We start from the raw sequence: 19,268 nt of genomic DNA on the forward strand, positions 1-19,268 counted from the left end.
AAAGTCTCGCTCCTAGTTCTTTGGAATATATTTTTCATTGTTTGCACTTGCTGGATGGGAATATACTGTAATAACCTTTGTACCATCTTCATTGGTAATGACAGTATTTCCTCGTTTGTCTTGGTAACGCCAGCGGATTTCACCATTTAGATGAAATTCTTTTTTGCGGTTTTTCTTGTTGTTCAAGATAATATCATCAATATTCTTAAGTGTAAACCTTCTTTCATTAGCTTGATCGGCTGCATGGTATGAAAGCTCAACACCAGACGGGGTCTTGTCGCCACCTTTCAGATCTGTTTTTGCGCTATTACCCAAGGATTCGATAAATTGCCTCGTATCCTTTTGCATATTATCCAGCGAATTTTTTGTTACTACGAGGCCGTATCCTGCAAGGGCAGCGCCTTCAGCGGATATAGAAAGTGATAGTCCACCAGTTTCTGGGGTGGCTATAAGTCCGCCAGCCCCCATTGATATTCCCGTACCGATTCCCCATGAGCCAATGCCGCCAGTTACACTATCTCCAATGATCTTGAAGAGATGATAGGTAGTGGTATTTCGGTTGTCGATGCGGCGTCCTGTCCAGCCTTGATAGAGGCTCTGACCGATGCCGCCAGATAAATTGTTATCTATAGCAACGATAAACCCCGCACTTCCGTCAAGAAGAGGTTGAGCTATATCCGAAGGTGTAACAGAAATCCTGCCTAAGCGAATTTGTGGTAATCCGTCGAAGGTGACATAATCGGTATTCTTCTTGTTGATAATATCGGCAATTTCATCGGGCGAGAGGAGTCCTTCTTTTGATAGACGTTCTTCCTCTTCGTTATCTTGTTGATCTTTCTCTTTATCGAGTTTTCGATATTCCTGCTCGATTGCCTCTTTTTCAGCTTCCGTTGTAGCAGCTTGCAGCCGACGTTCTTTCTCTAGAAATTGCGCCTTTGTCAATAAGTTGTTCTTCGTCCCACTAGCCGCCGAAGTCGCACCAGAACCCGCATTGCCACCGACCGCCTTAGCTGCTGCAGCGCCTACAATCGCGCTGACAATCTGTGCTGTACCGGGATCCTTGATCTTCTTGATCTCGCCGATGATCGCCTCATTGACGCCTGCGCCGATGGCACCAGAAGCAAACCCCGCGCCTGTGATCTGGCTCATGATGCCGCCGATGATGGCATGGACGGCGACTTTTCGGCCGCTGCCGTCGTCGGGGAGGTTATGGGCGAGGCGGAAGGCTTCTTCACCGAAGGCCTTGGCAAGTTCCTGTTGCTCTTCAATTTTTTGCTTGTCAAAGATACGTCCAAGCTCGTTCAGCGTGTTCGCCGTATCGCGGCTGAGGGCAGAGATGTCCTGCGTGGGATTCTCGCGGATGTCAATCGTTCCCGGTGCAACAGCAGAAGTTGTCGTGCTGTTCGCATCGCCCTTGGCAGGCATGGAAAGGCTGGGGGAGAGGCCTATGGTGTTATAGACCTTGTTCTTCTCTTGTCGGCTCATCTTGTCATAGCTGCCGTAGTGGTGATATTCGGCGCCTATGCTCTTTGCTCTGTAGTCCGCACCGTTCTCCAAATCGCTGAAAGAGAACGTTCCCGTGCTGAGGCGGTTCTTTTCCGCCTCAGCTTCGCTTGCAATGACCGCGCCCTTGAGGTCGGTGTTCTTTTCGACGTAGATATCGAAGCCGCCTTTTCCAGCGAAGATACCGGACTGGCCTCTGGCGCTTCTATAGTGGGAGTCGATCGTTCCTCTGCCCGCCGAAAGGCCGAATGTGGGCTTGGAGAATTTTCCCGCGCGAATATCTCACGAGAGCTCGAAGCCTGCCGATGTGTTCTTCTCCTCGTAGGTTTCTTTTTCCTGCAAGATCTCGATCTGATTGTTAGATACCAAAAGTAAAAAATACATATCCACCCATCAAAGCAGCACTTAATAAAGCTAAAATACTTCTAAGTCGTATCAAATATCTATACCGATAATTAGATAACGATTCCAGAGGATATTCCTCTCGATGAAATTTTTCTTCTTCTAAAACAATTTTTGATTCAAAAAAGAAGACTGCACCTAATGCAAAGGTAAGAATCCCAGGTCCCATCCAAAAGAATTTTACACGTTCTACTCCTTCACTCCAAGCGGCGAAAGATAAAGCCATGCAAAAGCATGAAGCAATAATCGCTAGACAGGAAAACCAATGACTGAATACGTACCATTTTCGATAAAGGTAGGTTCGTTCAAATTTTTTATAGTAATAAAAATATGCCATTTTCCCAGCGGCCCAAAGGCAATAAAAGTAAATAGCGTATTTCATGGGGTTTCCTCTTGTTTTTCTTCATCACTCCGTGCCCAGTTCTTTTTAATTCTATTTGCGCCCTCTGCAATAGCAATATTAGCGAGAATTGTTGCTTCAATTGTTAATCCTGCTGATTCTATCAAAAAACCATCTGCAATGGAAGAAAAAATAAATGCGCCACTATTAATCAATGTCACCTTTCCAAAATCAAGACCACTATATTGTCCATAGTCTTGATACATATCATAGCCGAATCCTAAGGGAGCAAAAATACCCCATTTTAGAGCTTTTGCTGAATTGTTGGAGAACGTATTGTATAATGTCACGGGACGATCTGCTTCTGCTTTAAATGTTTCAATGGCAACCGTTTTCCCAAGACTTTTCTTGTCCCCGTCATCCGTTGTTCCTTTTTGTTCTTTCGACGGCACGACGATAGTATCGGGAAGATTTTTGTACACGTTTCCATCTAAAGTGTAATGCTGCTCTCCGTAAAGTGCCTCGAAATTTTTTTCTTTTTGACGAGCAATTTCCTCGTTGTCTGTTGAGCGTATGGCATATTCGTCTTTTGCCATATCTTTCCGCATACGATCTTCTTGGGCTTTGTCGACTTTTGCCCATCGTTCGCGGATGGCAGATTTTTCATCTTCTGTGACAGCTTTTGAAAGCTCTTCCTGCATTCTTCGATACTGCCACTCAAGAAGATAGTTCCACTTCGTCCCGCTCGCCGCCGCACTTGCACCAGAACCCGCATTCCCACCGACCGCCTTAGCTGCCGCAGCCCCTACAATCGCGCTGACGATCTGTGCGGTGCCGGGATCCTTGATCTTCTTGATCTCGCCGATGATCGCCTCGTTTACGCCTGCGCCGATGGCACCCGAAGCAAAGCCTGCTCCCGTGATCTGGCTCATGATGCCGCCGATGATGGCGTGGACGGCGACTTTTCTGCCGCTGCCGTCGTCGGGGAGGTTATGAGCGAGGCGGAAGGCTTCTTCACCGAAGGCCTTGGCAAGTTCCTGTTGCTCTTCAATTTTTTGCTTGTCAAAGATACGTCCAAGCTCGTTCAGCGTGTTCGCCGTATCGCGGCTGAGGGCAGAGATGTCCTGCGTGGGATTCTCGCGGATGTCAATCGTTCCCGGTGCAACAGCAGAAGTTGTCGTGCTGTTCGCATCGCCCTTGGCAGGCATGGAAAGGCTGGGGGAGAGGCCTATGGTGTTATAGACCTTGTTCTTCTCTTGTCGGCTCATCTTGTCATAGCTGCCGTAGTGGTGATATTCGGCGCCTATGCTCTTTGCGCTGTAGTCCGCACCGTTCTTCAAACCGCTGAAAGAGAACGTCCTTGTGCTGAGGCGATTCTTCTCCTTATTCGCTTCGCTTGCAATGACGGCGCCCTTGAGGTCGGTGTTCTTTTCGACGTAGATGTCGAAGCCGCCTTTTCCAGCGAAGATACCAGACTGGCCTCTGGCGCTTCTATAGTGGGAGTCGATCGTCCCTCTGCCCGCTGAAAGGCCGAACGTGGGCTTGGAGAATTTTCCCGAGCGAATATCCCACGAGAGATCGAAGCCTGCCGATGTGTTCTTCTCCTCGTAGGTTTCTTTTTCCTGCAAGGTCTCGATGTTGAGATTGCCGCCGATCTTTGCTGTGACCTTGTCGCCCTGCACTGTGCTGCCGAGGATGTTCGTATCCTTGCCGCTTTCAATCTGCAGGGCGTCTTTCGCAGCGATCTCCGTCGGGGTGTAGGTCGAGGCATTTTCCCGGCTGTTTCCCTGTGCCTTGCTTGCGTGCAGGGAAAGCCCGGAAAGTCCTTGCGGGCTGAAGGAGACACCGATCCCGGCGGAGCTTGCTTTGTTCTGCGTCGTCGTGCGGTTGCTGTTTTCTCCGGCGGTCAGCTGTATATTCTGCTTTGCTGTCAGGGCGACGTCCTTTCCTTCGACTTTAGAGCCTTGGATGGTAAGATCGCGCTCTGTTGCGGCGAGGTCTGCTTTTTCCCCTGCAGCGATTTTGCTTCCTGCATATTCCCTTGTGACGCTCTCGGTGCGGCTGTAGGATTTGCTCGTGCCAAGGTTGAGGTTCAAGGAGAATCCTGCGGCATCTTTCAGCGGGTTTTGTCCCTTGCCGAAGTTTTCATGGATGAGGCGGCCGGCCTTCCAAGCGTAGACGGCTTTCAGGCGGTCGTCTTTCACTTCGCCCATGCGCTGCAAAGGTGCGGCGATCTCCTGTCCGAGGCTCAAGAGTCCATGCCCGAGGCTGACGGTCAGTCCCGTCGTTCGGCTCTCCTGCGTCAAGACATCGCGGTAGATGTTTTCCCTGCCGTCGATCTGCGTCTCCTTTGCCGTGATGCTCGCATTTTTTCCTGCGAGGATGCTGGCCGATGTGAGGTGTGCGGTATCTCCCGCAGCGATCTTGACGTCGCCTGCAAAGCCTGCGATGTTCGTTCCCGCCTGTGTAAGCGCAGAGCTGTCGCGCTCGCTCTTGACCTGCTGCGTGCCGATGGTGAAGCCGAGACCGCCGGAGGAGAAGATGCCGGAGGTCTTTTCTTCCTTGAAGCTGTCCGTATGGGCGTAGTTCTCTTCCGATGCCGCAGTGAAGTTTCTTCCTGCAGCGATATTCGTGGTATTGTCCGCGAGGACGTTTGCCGCCTGCAGCGTCACGTCCTGTTTGGCGGCGAGGTTTACATCTTTTCCTGTGACTAGCGTGCCGCGCGCCTCGTCCGCCGCATTGTCGATGCGGATGGTTGTCCGGGTGCTCGACAGGAAGCCGCTTGCCGTATGGCGATGACCGTAGTGATCTTCGGCAGTTTCGCGTCCTGCGGTGAGGGTGATGTCCTTTCCGGCGGTGAGGGAGGTCGTGCCTTCCGTGCTGGCGATGGTAGCGGCTCTTGCTTTCAGATCGTTTCCGGCAGCTATGGAGATGTTTCCATCGGCGCGAATCTCCGTGCCAAGCTCTGTGCCGCGCTTGGTGCGCAGGTAATTCTCTGCATTCTCCGTCATGTCTTTTTGGCTTTGGAGCTTCTTTGTGTCAAGCGTGATGTTTTCTCCCGCTGAGAGGAGGACGTTGCCATTCTTGCCAAGCGCGGAGAGCGTTGCGCCGACAAGCTCGACGTTCTTTCCTGCGCTTGCGACGAGGACGCCCTCCGCGCCCTTGACAGCGATGCCTGCCGTCGTATTTAGAACATCCTGGTTCGTCCGATGCTCCGTCGTGCTCTTTGCAATAATATTGTCTTTCGCATCGAGGAAGACTTTCTTATCGCCGATGATATTTCCCTGCACATTGATGTCGTGATCGGCTTTCAGGGCTATATTCTCCGCACGCATCAGACCTGTAGTTTCGATCTCTCCCGTTTTGGCGATGATGTTCTCCCCGTAGAGTGTGCCTGCATTCTTGAGGGCGTCCTTGGTCTCGACGACGATGTTCTTCGCCGAGACGAGGCTGCCGCCTTCGGTGAGCTTGAGACTGCTCGTATTCTTGGTATAGAGGATGGGGTAGACGGCACGTTCTTTTTGACCGTTGACTTCGACCTCGCGCTCTTCGAGCCAGATCATATCCGAGGTGAGAGAAGCGACCTGCTCCTTGGAGAGGGCGACGCCCGGGGCGAGGTTCATCTCTTTGGCATAAGAAATGCCCGCATCCATCAATGCTTTGAATGCGGTTTCATCATCGGTATAGCCTTCCAGATGGCGTTTGCCCGTCTGCCTTAGAACCTGATCGGCAAGAAGCTGCTGCTCGTAGAAGCCGTCGCCGATGCGCTTGGGAATCTTGTCTTGATCCCATTGCATTTGGCGGTACATGTAGTCTGAGGAGAGGAATTTCCGCTTGTTGGTAAAGGCGGGATCCGTTTCTACGAGATACTTTGCTGTGGATTCCGGATGGACGTGGTAGAGGGAACTGACGAAGAGGGATTCCATCGCCGTACCATCGTTGGATTTGGATGCGTTCGTGTGGGAGAGTCCGAAAGGGGAAAGAGCGTTTTGCACGCGCTGTCTCTGTGCATCTTGGATGTCCGCCTTTTCGACGGATGCAGCATTGTCGCCCTCGTAGGTCTGCACGCCGATGGGGGAGGGATTGCTCTTGGTGATTTCGGGCGTCATAAAGACGATGTCATGATATTTCCGTACTTTTCCTTTATGGAGCCAGTTCCTTCTTTCGGTATAACTGCCCTGTGTCGTTCCGAAGGTGACGGCGAGTTCCTGCTGTTTTTTGGCGTCTTCTTTGACCGCCCCCGTTGCATGAAGCGTTCCTCCTGCAACGATGTTGCTGTCCTCGTTTTCAACGGCGCTGTTCAAAAGGATGTTCGCGCCTGCACGGATACTGCCGGGGAGAGAGGAGGTAACATGCTCCTTCGAAAGGATCGAATGACTGCGAATAACAGTGAAGTGGATGATCTTCTGCCCTGCCGCTGTGTCGATCTTTTGATTGTACGCTTTTGCCTCTGCATTATATGCCGTAATCTTTTCGTTGAGTTTTGCAAGAATCGCTTTGTATGCTTCATCCCATGCAGAACGTGCAGGATCGTCTGCAGCGGGGCGGTCCGTGCTCATGGAGGCGATGCCGAATTGTTTGAAGATCGGATCGTCGTAAGCGTATGTCGGCGCAAGGGTGCCGATCAGTTCGTCCGGAATGGGCTTCTCGCCCGCAACACGTTCTTCCTCCGAGATTTGCTCAATGGGCTTGTACTCCGCAGGTTCAAGAATCACCTTTGGCGCGACATAACTGTGGTATGCGCCGTAGCCGCTGTTGATCTCGCGAAATTCTTCTGCGGGAAATGCCTGCCCTTGTTCGATATGGCCGCCCTCATCAATGCGCAGTTTCACGGGATTGTCTTTCGTATCTGTAATGACGCGCTTGGCAGAGAAGGCGGCGTTCTCGTTTTTTGTCAAAGGCGCGGCAATGGAAATGTTGCCCTGCGCCTCGATGCGTGCGCCGCGATTGGCGACTTCTTCTTTTGCCGCAAGCGAAAGATCGCCGCCGGAGTAGAGCAGGGCATTCCCGTTGTTTTGGATGGAGTTTGCTTGAAGAGCGAGAGCTTCCCGTGCGGCGATGACGCCTGAGGGAAGGGCGGCGAGCTCGGCTTTGACGGCATCTACAACCTTTTGCTGTGCATCGTAGGCGGATTCGGCGGTTTGGATGTTTGCTTTGTAGACGGCAATGTCCGCATGGGATGTGAACTTTGTGACGTCGACGCGATGCGCGGCTTCGAGGAGCTCGGCCTTTTCCTTGAGGATGCGCATCTCTTGTGCCAGGCGCGCTTCAAGATTGGCATTCTTTTCGTTTCGGATATGCGTTGCCTGCACATGGATCGTATTGCCGTAGATTCTGCCCGTGGCGTCGTTCTTGAGATTCGAGGCGGTGATAGCGGCTTCTTCGTCGGCTTGCATGAGGCCACGATTCTCCGTATCTGCCGTATGAATGGCGAGGCTTTTTCCGGAGATTTCTCCCGCAGCCGTTTGCGTAAGGTTTCCTGTCGTTGCAAGGGAGAGTGTGCCGCCGGCTTCCAGCTTTCGCTGATTGTAGACGTTTCCCCGGAGATTTGCCGTGAGGTTTCTTCCTGCATGGAGATTGCCGAAGTTTTCTGTAGCAGTTTCGTTGGAGAGGCCGCTTTTCACTGCGATGGTCATATCCCTGCCGCTGGAGAGATTGCCGGCAAGGGGCATGGCGTCCGCCTCGACGGACAGGTCTTTGCCGCTTTGAACGGTGCTGTTTTCAACAGTCAGAGCATTTTGAGAAACGAGGGAAATATCCCCGTTACCCGCGATGCGGCTGTTTTGCGTGCGGATGTTTTCGGCGGATACGACGATGTCTTTGCCACTGAGGAGTTGGGCATTGTTGTTGTCAAATTCTTTTGCCGTAACAGTGAGCGTACCGGCATCGTTTGTTTTGCCCGAGGGAGCGATGGCGGCGGCGAGCGTGCCGGTATTGGCGATGGCTGAGGCATGGATTGCCGTATCTGCTCCGCCGACGATCTTGCCGCTGTTTTGCAAGGAGGAAGACGTCAAGACCGTGTTTTCCTTGCTGTAAACAGCGCCGCTGTTTTCTATCTCGTCTGCATGAATGCGGGTCGAACCGTCCGTGTAGAGGTTGCCCGAGGTCTTGAGATTGCCGTTGACGTCGAGGGAGGTGGCTTCCGTGCTTGTGATCTGTCCTGCGAGGTTGACGCCGAGGCCTTTTTCCGTGCCGACAAGCTCGATGCGGTTCGCGTACATGCCGCCGATGGCAGCGAGATCGAGGGCGTACGCCGGCGCGTTTTCCGTGCCTTTTATGGGCGTGATCGTTCCATCTGCATAGCGGATTTCGTTGGCTCCGGCAGCGAGTCTGGCGTTTTTCGCCCAGAGTCCGGCATTGATTTCGATGGCGCGGGCATAGATTTCAGCGGAATCTGTGCTTTGGGCATTGAGGCCGTTTCCTGTGACGGAGAGCTTGCCGCCTTCCACACGAATGGCGGCGAGATTGCCCGATGCATCCATCTCGGTGCGCCCGGTCGCAAGCGTCACCCTCGCCGTATTCAAAAAGCCGGCGCCGTCTGCCAGAATCCCGTTGGGATTGGCGATGACGACGCCGGCTTTGTCTCCTGCGACCTCCAAAAAGCCGCGCAATTCAGACGGGTTGGCGCTTGTGACTTCGTTGACGATGATTCGCGCCGTGCCTGCGGCGAGATTCGGATTCCCCTGCACGTATCCCGCAAGCTCGGTGGAGGTGAGGCCGTAGCTGTTGTTGAGGATGGCGCCGCGTTCAGGAACATTGAAGAATTCATAGCGATTGACAGACACGCCGCCTGCCGTGGGCGTTGTGATCTGAACGAGGGGATTGCCGCTCGCCGTCTCTGTTACAAGGGGGCGTTCCGCAACTGGGGCGTTGTTGTCCGGAAGAATTTCCTCCGCAAAAGCAAGCATCGGCTGCACAGAGAATGCGCCCAAGGTGAGCCAGCTCGTAATCTTTCTTGCCAGTTCCTTCTTTTTCACGCGATAAGAGCCTCCTTGAATGATGTAAAACACGAAATGAATGAGGTCATGATAGCATGTTTTAATGATTCTTTCAAGAGAGCAAAATGGGGAAGGAAAAGGGTAGATGTAGTCTTATAGTCTATGGAGTCTGTTAGCGTATGTACAGCTCTTCGAGCAGTCTTGTCCGACATCCAGATTCCATGACCAATTTTTAGATTCCTGTGTCCAGTTTTTCGCACAGGGGTGTGCAAAATCTCGACCTAGGGGGTGCAAATGCACCCCCTTTCGCTATGCCGATAAGCCTTGATTTATGCGGCTTTGCAGCGCATACTCGCTTAACGATAAGCAGGGGGGTGCAAGGGGGTGCATCGTTAAGAGGGTATAGGGGGTGCATCGTTAGATTGTATCAAAATATAGGGGAAAGACGGAGCTTTTCTTCCCAATCTTTTCTCTGGCGGCAGGTTTTTCGCCGTGAAAGTCGAATGATGGTGGTAAGGGCGAAGGATTACAGCGATTTTTGAAAGGAGGTGGAAAAGATGGCAGACTGCATTTTTTGCCGCATCGCGGCGAAGGAGATTCCCGCGACGGCGGTCTACGAGGACGATTCCGTCATCGCCTTCAAGGATCTTGAGCCGCAGGCGCCCGTGCATGTACTCATCATTCCGAAGAAGCATATCAAGAGTTTGCTCGGCTTGACGCAGGAAGACAGGGCACTCGTTGCGCACATCCATGTCGATGTCGTGCCGCAGCTCGCGAAGGAGCTTGGACTTGTGGAAAAAGGCTTCCGCGTCGTCGTCAATACGGGCGAGGAAGGCGGGCAGACCGTCGGACATCTGCACTTTCATCTCTTGGGCGGACGTTCCATGCAATGGCCGCCTGGTTGATGGTTGACATCAAAAAGGGAAATCATGTATAATGTTAACGTGCACGATGCAGCGTTGGCAATTTTTATGCCTGCCTTCCCGTGCGCCCCAAATCTAGTGGAGGGGGGGAAGAACAATGGCAAATGAGGTCAAAGTAGGAAAGAACGAAACGATCGACAGTGCTCTCCGCAGATTCAAGCGTACCTGCCAGAAGGCTGGTACTTTGGCAGAAGTTAGGAAACGTGAACATTACGAGAAACCGAGTGTCAAGCGCAAGAAGAAGTCCGAGGCGGCTCGCAAGCGCAAGTTCCGCGCATGATGATTCGTAATGGAAGCGTGTGAGAGAAGCTGAAACAAAAATCCGCAAAGCTTATGCTCTGCGGATTTTTTTCTTGCGCCATCTGGCGGAATCCTGATGAAAGCGACAGAAAAAATATCTGATCCAAGAAGAAATAAGAAAAAATAATATAAATGTGCAAGGACTCTTTCCAAACTTACGATAATCTGCTATAATAAGCGCAGGACAATTCAATAAGTGAAATTTAGGCGGAGTCTGTTCAACCAAGGACTCCGTCTATTTTTCGGTCGGCTGTCCGTCGTTTCCTTGCCTCTCCAGCTTGACGGGGGAGGGCGGACAGAAGGTGCAGGAGACTGACCGTAGGCAGTCAAATTCAAGGAGGTTTTTATGGAACAGGAAACAATAGCTGGTATCATCTTCGTTGCGATGTATGCGGTGATCGTCTCTGAGAAGATTCATCGCACGATCATTGCGATGATCGGCGCAATTCTCATGATCGTCATGGGCATCATGACGCAGGAGACCGCCGTCCACCACATCGACTTCAACACGCTCGGGCTTCTGATCGGTATGATGATCATCGTCGCCATTACGAGCAAGACAGGACTCTTCAACTTTATTGCCGTCTGGGCGGCGAAGAAGGCGAAGGCCGACCCCGTGAATCTCTTGGTCTACTTGTCGTTGATCACGGCCGTTTGCTCGGCGTTTCTCGACAACGTGACGACGGTTCTCTTGATGGTGCCGGTCACGTTCAGCATCACGACGAAGCTCCATGTCGATGTCATGCCGTATCTTTTGGCGCAGGTCATCGCGTCGAACATCGGTGGTACGGCGACGCTCATCGGCGATCCGCCGAACATCATGATCGGCAGCGCCGTCAAGGAACTGACCTTTGCAGCGTTCATTGAGAACCTTGCGATCATCTCGCTCATCAACCTCATCCTCATCACGGCGATCTTCGTCTTGCTCTATCGCAAGCATTTGACGACGAAGCCCGAGCTCAAGGATCTCGTGATGCAGGAGAACGAGTGGGACGAGCTCAAAGATATCCCGCTTCTCAGGAAGTGCCTGTTCGTTCTCGGCCTGGTCATCTTGATGTTCTTCCTCCATTCGCTCACGGGTCTTGAGTCTTCGCTCATCGCGATTGCGGGCGCGTTCCTCCTGCTCCTTCTGGTCGGCAAGGAAGAGTTCGTTGAGCACGCGATGCATGGCGTCGAGTGGCCGACGATCTTCTTCTTCATCGGTCTCTTCATCGCCGTCGGCGGCCTCGTGGAGACGGGCGTCATCCGCGATCTTGCGGTGCAGGGTGTCAATCTCACGGGCGGTGATGTGACGAAGACGTCGATGCTCGTCCTGTGGATGAGTGCGATTGTTTCGGCATTCCTCGATAACATTCCGTTCGTTGCGACGATGATTCCGCTGATTCAGGACATGGGCGCGATGGGCGTCTCGAATCTTGAACCGGTCTGGTGGAGCCTCGCGCTCGGCGCCTGCCTCGGCGGCAACGGCACGATCATCGGTGCGTCTGCGAACGTCATCGTCGCGGGCATGGCGGCGGAGAGGGGCGTCCCCATGACGTTCGTCCGCTTCATGATGGTCGGCTTCCCACTGATGATCCTGACGATCCTCACGTCGACGGTCTACGTCTACCTGCGCTATCTGATGTAATCTGTCTTTTTGCCTCCCTCGCCTGTGGGGGAGGCTTTCTTTTTGTGCGATACGCGAAAGAAATGACCTTAGTCGAGCAGGATTTATGCCGCGTGGCTAGAAAAAAGGCAGGAGCAATTAAAATCATTGTGCAGCGCCGTTTGACTGTCGATGCATTCGCTGAGGGATCGCTGATAAATGAAGTCGCCTGAATGTGCAAAAATGGGCGCAAAAATGAGCGGTTGAAGGGATCAGCGATTCTCTGAATCGTCGAGGCAAGCGGTGTTTCCTTTGGAGGGATTTTCTGTGAAATTTTCTTCGGGGCGCGGCTTCGGCATGTGCGCCGTATTTGTTTTTACCGGCGCGGTGCTTGGCGGACTCTTGGGTGAGGCTCTGCGCGGCGTGGAGGCGCTTTCTTCAATTGCGCCGCTTCTTTCCGAGACGCATCCGGCGTTCGTCTTGGCGCCCGTGGTGATCGATCTCTTTGTCGTCAGCGTCAGTTTCGGCCTTTCTTTCACGCCGAACATCATGAGTCTCGTCGGCGTCATCGTCGCACTTATTCTTTTCCGACGCTATTGAGGAGGAATATTCATGTTCATCCTGGCATCGGCTTCGCCGCGCCGTCGCGATCTCCTCACGCAGATTGGCGCCTCGTTCCGCGTGGAAGTGAGCGAGGCTGAAGAAGTGCGCGAGGCGAAGACAGCGGAGGAGCTTGTCCGCGTCAATGCGCTCGCCAAGGCACGCGCTGTGGCGGCGCACGCGGCGCTTCCCGTGCTTGGCGCTGATACCGTCGTCGCGCTCGCCGGGCGCATCTTCGGCAAGCCCGCAGACGAGAGGGAGGCGCACGAGATGCTCGCCGCGCTCTCGGGGCGTGCGCACGACGTTCTGACGGGCGTCGCCTGGTGCAGGGGCGGCCAAGAGTTCTCGACGGTTGAGAAGACGCGCGTCTTTTTTGCCGCGCTTTCAAAAGAGACGATCTCGCGTTACGTCGCTACGGGCGAGCCTCTGGGCAAGGCGGGCGCCTATGCCGTGCAGGGGCGTGCCGCCGTTTTTGTCGAACGCATCGAAGGCTCGTTCTCGAATGTCGTCGGTCTGCCGCTTCATGCGGCGGCGCATCTTGCAGAAAGAGCGGGGGTCGATCTCTATGGCGCTTCTCGTGCGTGATCTGCCCGCTGACGAGCGGCCGCGCGAAAGGCTTTTGGCTGAGGGCGCGGCGAGCCTTTCCAATACGGAACTTCTCGCCGTCCTCCTGCGCACGGGCGTCAAGGACGACTCGGTGCTCCGCGTCGCCGAGAAGGTGCTCGCACTCTACAAGGAGCGCGGACTCGCCGCCATCACGCAGATGAGCGCGAAAGAGCTTTCGTCCATCAAGGGCGTGGGCATGGCGAAAGCGGCGACGATCCTCGCCGCCGTTGAACTCGGACGCCGCCTCGCGCTCAAGGCGGCGGAGGAGCGGATGATCGTGCACGGCCCAGCGGATGCCGCTTCCTATGTCATGCCGCGCTTTCGCTTCGAGCGCAGGGAGCACTTCGCCGTGCTGCTTTTGAACGCGAAGAATCATATTCTTGCGCTGAAGACGATTTCCGTGGGAACGCTCACATCTTCCGTCGTTCATCCGCGCGAGGTGTTCCAGGCGGCGATCGAGCAATCGGCGGCGGCCGTCATCCTCGTCCACAATCATCCGTCGGGCGACCCTGCGCCGAGCGGCGAGGATCTCGCCGTGACGCGCCGTATGGTGGAGGCGGGAGAGATCATGGATATTCCCGTGCTCGATCACGTCATCGTAGGTTATGATAAATTTATTTCCCTAAAAGAAGAAGGTATGATACAATAGAACTCGTATCTTCATCAGCCCTTATATCTATGATTGACAAGGCTTTTTGACAGATTTTTGCAGACGTGTTTATGGGATGCGTGTGAAGAGAAGGGAGTTTTATTTCAACATGTGGAGTCTTTTTGGTGGCTTGTCCCGCGATATGGGCATCGACCTTGGAACCGCGAATACATTGGTGCATGTGAAAGGCAGGGGCATTGTTCTGCGCGAGCCGTCTGTCGTAGCGATAAAGAGTGAGAACGGTGAGGTGCTCGCTGTCGGTGAGGACGCGAAGCGCATGATTGGCAGGACGCCAGGCAACATCATCGCCATCCGTCCGATGAAGGACGGCGTTATCGCCGACTTCGACGTGACGCAGGCGATGCTCAAGTACTTCATCCGAAAGTCGATGAATACGAAGTCCTTCGTGCGCCCGCGCGTCGTCGTCGGTGTGCCTTCGGGCGTGACCGAGGTCGAAAAACGTGCCGTCATCGATGCGGCGCAGCAGGCGGGAGCGCGTGAAGCCTACCTCATCGAAGAGCCGATGGCGGCGGCGATCGGTGCAGGGCTTCCCGTCGAGGAAGCGACGGGAAGCATGGTCGTCGACATCGGCGGTGGTACGACGGAGATCGCTGTCATCTCGCTCGGCGGCATCGTCACGAGCCGCTCAATTCGCATCGGCGGCGATGAGATGGACTCTTCCATCGTGCAGTACATCAAGCGCCAGTACAACCTCATGATCGGCGAGCGCACGGCGGAGGAAGTCAAGATCGCGATCGGCTCCGCCATCGTGACGCCCGATGTTGACCGCGAAATGGACATTCGCGGACGCGACCTCGTCAGCGGATTGCCGAAAACGCTTTCGATTCGAGCGAGCGAGGTCAGGGAAGCCTTGAACGAGCCGATCTACAAGATCGTCGACGCCGTCAAAGGCACGCTAGAAAGGACGCCGCCGGAGCTGGCGGCCGACGTCATGGATCACGGCATCATGATGACGGGCGGCGGTGCGCTCCTGACGAATCTCGACAAGCTGCTGAGCCACGAGACGGGCATGCCCGTCCTTATCGCAGAAGACCCCTTGTCCTGTGTCGGCGAAGGCACGGGCAAGTCGCTTGAAAACATCGAACTTCTAAAACGTGTCGTGATGATTTCTAAGAAGTTGAGACAATGAGCCGCATACGCAGAGACGACCAGGACTCGAACCGCAAGGTCTGGCTGCTCCTCGTTTCGCTCGTCTGCGTCCTCTGCCTCGTGTTCTTTGCAGGAAAGGGCAGGTTTCAGTCCCCGTTCCTGAGCAGCGCCGCCGCGACGGTGCTGCGTCCCTTCCAGTCCGTGACGGCCTGGGTGGGAGACAAGATCCACAGCCTTGGTACGGAGTTTTGGGAAGTCTATTACGTCTACGACCAGAATCGTATGCTGAAGAACGAGGTGGAGGGGCTGCGCGTGCAGAATCTCGAAGCGAACGAAGCGCTCGCTGAAAATGCACGCCTCAAGGCGCTTCTCGGCTACAAGCAGACGAAGACGCAGTTTGACCTCGTGGCGGCTCGCGTCATCGGACGCGACTATGCGACATGGTCGGGCGTCATCGTCATCGACCGCGGTACGGCGAGCGGCGTGCATGAGAACATGCCCGTTGTGACGGAGAAGGGACTCGTCGGCGTCGTCATCGAGGCTGCGCCGTACTCCTCGAAGGTGCGCCTGATCCTCGATCCGCGTGCCGCCGTCGGCACGATCGTGCAGCGGCAGGAGTCGCGCGTCGCGGGCATCGTCGAGGGCGATCCAGCCAATCCTCTGATGCCGCGCATGAAAAACATCCCGAAGTCCGCCGATGTCGTCGAGGACGATGTCGTCGTGACGTCAGGCTACGGCGGCGTCTATCCGAAGGGTCTCCTCGTTGGCACGGTCAAGGCGTTGAAGAACGACGAGGGTGGCCTGTTGAAGTATGCGGTCTTAGAGCCCGCCGTCGACTTCCAACGTTTGGAGGATGTTGCTGTCATCGTGGCATCGCGCGAAGCACCGCCCGCTCCGTTCACGCCGCCTGCGCAGACGCCGGGCACAGAGACGGATCCGGCGGCGGAGAAGGCGGCGGCTGAAGAGGCGAAACGTGCTGCTGCACAGCCTGCTCCTTCTCAGCCAGCTGCACCAGCGCAGCCGAAGCAGCCAGCGAAACAGCAGAACGTCCAGCCTGCCGTGCAGCCACAGGGCGCACAGAAGCGCGAGGCAGGTGCGCGGCCATGATCAGCTACCGCAGGATCTTCTTTTGGCTTGCGTTCGTGATCGCGCTCTTCATCCTGCAGACCTCATTTTTTTCCATATTTTCCTGGAACGGTGTCTCAGTGAACCTCATGCTGGTTCTGACCGTTTCGTGGAGCCTCCTTTATGGAGCGCGTCGTGGTGCTTTTCTGGGCTTTATGACGGGGCTTCTGCAGGATCTCACCACAGGCATGTTCTTTGGCATGGACGTCTTCGCCTTGACGATCATTGGCTATGCCACGGGCGCCTTTTCGCGCAACGTGTTCAAGGACCCCGTGTTTTTGCCTGCGATGTCGACGATGTGGGCGACGGCCGCGCACTATTTCCTTGTGCTCGTTCTCATGCTGCTTCTCGGCTATGGTTTCAGTCTGCTCTACGTTGTTAAGACACTTCTTCCGGCGCTTTGCTGGAACGTTCTTTTCGCCTATCCCGTCTATCGCGCGGCGAGTCGCATGCGGTCGTGGCTGGAGCGGCGGAAGTAGCGGCCGGAGCGCAGCGCCTCTCAGGGAAAAGATCAAGGCGCCTTGCGGGGCGTCTTCTTGTTTGAATGGGGAGATATACCTTTGGAAGAAAATGAAAACGAGTATGCAGGGCGCATGCACGTGCTCGGCGGCGTCATCGTTGCCGTCATCGCCGTGCTTCTGCTGCGGCTCGTCTATCTCCAGATCTACGACGGCGACTATTATGCGAGCCTTGCGGACGGCAACCGCATTCGCATCATTCCTAGCGTAGCACCGCGCGGCAATTTCTTCGACCGCAACGGCACGCCTCTCGTCATGAACCGCCCGAGCTTCACCGTGTCGCTCTTGCCACTGTCGGGTACGATTCCCGAGGACGTCATCGAGCGATTGTCCGTGCTCCTTCATGTGCCGACGGAAGAGATCCACAAGAAGATTGACGCGCATGTCGGCTTCGATCCCATACGCATCAAGCAGGATATCGGACCGGAAGTTTATACGATCATCGAGGAACAGCGCGACAAGTACCCGGGCGTCATGATTGAGGCGCAGCCGATCCGCGATTACGTCTACAAGACGTGGGGGGCGCACGTCTTCGGTTACGTCAGCGAGATCAGCAACGAGGAGCTGGAAAAGCGCAAGGCGGAAGGCTACAAGTCAGGCGACATCGTCGGCAAGTTTGGCTTGGAGCGCGTCTACGACAAGACGGTGCGCGGCACGGACGGCGGCAGGCAGGTCGAGGTTGATGTCGCGGGCAAGCCCGTGAATAATCTCGGTACAAAGGAGCCGGTCGCGGGCAACGACCTCGTTCTCACGATCGATGCGACGATCCAGGTTGCCGCCGAACGCGCCATCGATCAGCAGCTTTCCTCCATCGGTGCCAATGCGGCGGCGGCCGTCGTCATGAATCCGCAGACGGGTGAGGTGCTCGCCCTCGTGAGCCGCCCGTCCTTCGATCCTAACCTCTTCGTCAACGGCATATCGACGAAGGATTGGAAAGTCATCAACGAGAACCCGTATCATCCGATGGATAACAAGGCGATCACGGGCGAGTATCCGCCAGGATCGACCTTCAAGATTGTCACGGGCACAGCCGCATTGCAAGAAAACGTCGTCTCGCCGAATGAGATCATCTACGACTCGGGACGTCATTGGATCATCCCAAAGGGAAATGCGGGCGGCGAAGCGCTCGGACCGATCAATTTCATCCAGGCGCTTGCCCACTCGGATAACGTCTACTTCTACGAGATGGGCAATCGCCTCGGCGTCGACCGTCTGGGCGAGTACGCGCGCATGTTCGGCATCGGTTCGAAGACGGGCATCGACCTGCCCTACGAAGCCGAAGGTCTCGTGCCGAGCCGTGAATACAAGAAGAAGGTCTACGAGGACGACTGGTATCTGTCGGAGACCTTTGATGCGGCGATCGGGCAGGGATTCGACCTTGTGACGCCGCTGCAGGCGGCTGCCATCATGGGGACGATTGCAGCGAACGGCGACCGATATCAACCGCATCTCGTGCAGCGCATCGTAGGACCTGACGGCAATACGGTCGAGACGATAAAGCCCAAGCGCATCGGCAGACTCGATGTGCGCCCAGAGGTCATCGCGCTCGTGCAGCAGGGACTCAGGGACGTTACGAAGTACGGCACGGCGGCGGCGGCCTTTGGCGCGAAGTATCCTGTCGATATCGCGGGCAAGACGGGCACGGCGGAGAACTCGCACGGGCGCGACCACGGTTGGTTCGTCGCCTACGGGCCGTTCAATAATCCGACGATCGTCGTTGCGGTCATCGTCGAGCAGGGCGGCTTCGGCTCTCTGTCAGCCGTGCCGATCGGCAAGAAGATTCTCGACGCAGCGTTCAATCTCGATACGCCCGAAGTCAAAGCTGTTCGGCAAGAAGTGGCGGCGCGGCAGAAATCTTGATATAATGGAGAGGAAAGAAAGGAGAAACGGCTCCGTCAGAGGTATCGGAGTCGCTCCTCGGATCCCGCGTGCGGCGCATCGCCGCACGCGCATGTAAAAGCGAGGAAATCATGGAGAAAGAAAGCGTATTGTTTAAGGGGCTGAAGACGGGGCTCCTGCTCGTGCTGGTGGGAAAGCCCGAGTTCTCTGCTGTTGAGCGCGAGATTCGTGAAAAGCTGGAAACGAGCGCCCTTTTCTTCCGGCGCGGCACGGTCATCGAGTGGCGCACGGGGACGTTCACGGCGAAGGAAAGCCTCGCTCTGAAGAAGCTCTTCCTGCAGCACGGTTTATACTTCCGTGAGATGAAGGAAGAAGCTGATGCACAGAAGCCTGTCGTCAGTGCGGTGAGCGGGGCGGCGCGGGCGGGAGTCGTCCTCGGCAGGAAGAAGGCGGAGTCTCCCGAGATGAAGAAAGAGCCGGACGCGGACAAGAAGGACGTGCAGATGCTCGTCGTGAACCGCACGCTTCGCGGCGGACAGGAGGTGCAGAGCCAAGGCTCGGTCCTCATTCTCGGCAATGTGAACCCCGGTGCGCAAGTCATCGCGGGCGGCAGCATCGACATACGCGGCACCTGCCGCGGCATCGTCCATGCGGGTGCCTATGGCGACAGGGATGCTATCATCATCGCGGATCACTTGATGCCCGTGCAGATCCGCATCGCTGACGTCATAGCGCAGTCACCCGAGCAGTATGAGAAGCCGGAGCTTGCCGAAAGGGCGAGCGTGCAGGATGGACGAATTGTGATTGAACCGATAGAAAGGTAGGAAGCA

Annotated in this window: 15 protein-coding genes; 12 read left to right on the top strand and 3 right to left on the bottom strand. The window is 55.3% G+C overall.

The window, feature by feature from the left end:
• Positions 1-12: 12 nt before the first annotated feature.
• The 3 genes from RWS31_RS00260 to RWS31_RS00270 form a co-directional block, all read right to left on the bottom strand.
• Entirely contained in the window at positions 13-1,485 is a 1,473-nt protein-coding gene (locus tag RWS31_RS00260) for a hypothetical protein (RefSeq protein ID WP_314595177.1), read from the bottom strand.
• Between the two features lie 376 nt (positions 1,486-1,861).
• Entirely contained in the window at positions 1,862-2,287 is a 426-nt protein-coding gene (locus RWS31_RS00265; RefSeq protein WP_314595179.1) for a hypothetical protein, read from the bottom strand.
• Positions 2,284-9,222 carry a hemagglutinin repeat-containing protein gene (locus RWS31_RS00270; protein WP_314595181.1) on the bottom strand — a complete coding sequence of 2,313 codons (6,939 nt, stop codon included), beginning with the start codon at positions 9,220-9,222 and terminating at the stop codon, positions 2,284-2,286. The genes RWS31_RS00265 and RWS31_RS00270 overlap by 4 nt, the downstream gene beginning before the upstream one ends.
• A 518-nt stretch (positions 9,223-9,740) precedes the next feature.
• On the opposite strand from RWS31_RS00270, the gene RWS31_RS00275 reads away from it, so the two are divergent.
• The 12 genes from RWS31_RS00275 (at position 9,741) to minC (ending at position 19,262) form a co-directional block, all read left to right on the top strand.
• Positions 9,741-10,088, top strand: a complete 348-nt coding sequence (locus RWS31_RS00275) for a histidine triad nucleotide-binding protein (RefSeq protein ID WP_314595183.1) — start codon at positions 9,741-9,743, stop codon at positions 10,086-10,088.
• 115 nt (positions 10,089-10,203) lie between these two features.
• Entirely contained in the window at positions 10,204-10,386 is a 183-nt protein-coding gene (gene rpsU, locus RWS31_RS00280; protein ID WP_006193396.1) for a 30S ribosomal protein S21, read from the top strand.
• A gap of 366 nt (positions 10,387-10,752) precedes the next feature.
• Positions 10,753-12,033 (top strand): ArsB/NhaD family transporter, encoded by a 1,281-nt coding sequence (locus RWS31_RS00285; protein WP_314595184.1) that lies wholly within the window; start codon positions 10,753-10,755, stop codon positions 12,031-12,033.
• Between the two features lie 44 nt (positions 12,034-12,077).
• On the top strand, positions 12,078-12,224 hold the full coding sequence (locus RWS31_RS00290) for a hypothetical protein (protein WP_314595186.1): 147 nt from the start codon (positions 12,078-12,080) through the stop codon (positions 12,222-12,224).
• Positions 12,225-12,318: 94 nt separating this feature from the next.
• The gene (locus RWS31_RS00295) at positions 12,319-12,591 is read left to right on the top strand and encodes a DUF4321 domain-containing protein (protein WP_314595188.1); all 273 of its coding nucleotides are present in this window, start codon (positions 12,319-12,321) and stop codon (positions 12,589-12,591) included.
• A 12-nt stretch (positions 12,592-12,603) separates the two neighbouring features.
• Positions 12,604-13,176: a Maf family protein gene (locus RWS31_RS00300; RefSeq protein ID WP_314595189.1), complete on the top strand. Its 573-nt coding sequence runs from the start codon at positions 12,604-12,606 to the stop codon at positions 13,174-13,176.
• Complete coding sequence (radC, locus tag RWS31_RS00305; protein WP_314595691.1) at positions 13,157-13,846, top strand: DNA repair protein RadC; 690 nt, start codon at positions 13,157-13,159, stop codon at positions 13,844-13,846. The genes RWS31_RS00300 and radC overlap by 20 nt, the downstream gene beginning before the upstream one ends.
• Before the next feature lie 109 nt (positions 13,847-13,955).
• Entirely contained in the window at positions 13,956-14,996 is a 1,041-nt protein-coding gene (locus tag RWS31_RS00310) for a rod shape-determining protein (RefSeq protein ID WP_314595191.1), read from the top strand.
• Complete coding sequence (gene mreC / locus RWS31_RS00315) at positions 14,993-16,063, top strand: rod shape-determining protein MreC (protein ID WP_314595192.1); 1,071 nt, start codon at positions 14,993-14,995, stop codon at positions 16,061-16,063. Before RWS31_RS00310 ends, mreC begins: the two co-directional genes overlap by 4 nt.
• On the top strand, positions 16,060-16,560 hold the full coding sequence (gene mreD / locus RWS31_RS00320; RefSeq protein ID WP_314595195.1) for a rod shape-determining protein MreD: 501 nt from the start codon (positions 16,060-16,062) through the stop codon (positions 16,558-16,560). Before mreC ends, mreD begins: the two co-directional genes overlap by 4 nt.
• Before the next feature lie 114 nt (positions 16,561-16,674).
• A complete protein-coding gene (gene mrdA, locus RWS31_RS00325) occupies positions 16,675-18,459 on the top strand; it encodes a penicillin-binding protein 2 (protein ID WP_399553721.1) in 1,785 nt (594 codons plus the stop codon).
• A 110-nt stretch (positions 18,460-18,569) separates the two neighbouring features.
• Entirely contained in the window at positions 18,570-19,262 is a 693-nt protein-coding gene (minC, locus tag RWS31_RS00330) for a septum site-determining protein MinC (RefSeq protein WP_314595199.1), read from the top strand.
• Positions 19,263-19,268: the final 6 nt, after the last annotated feature.

Source organism: uncultured Selenomonas sp., assembly GCF_963528755.1.
GTDB lineage: Bacteria > Bacillota > Negativicutes > Selenomonadales > Selenomonadaceae > Selenomonas.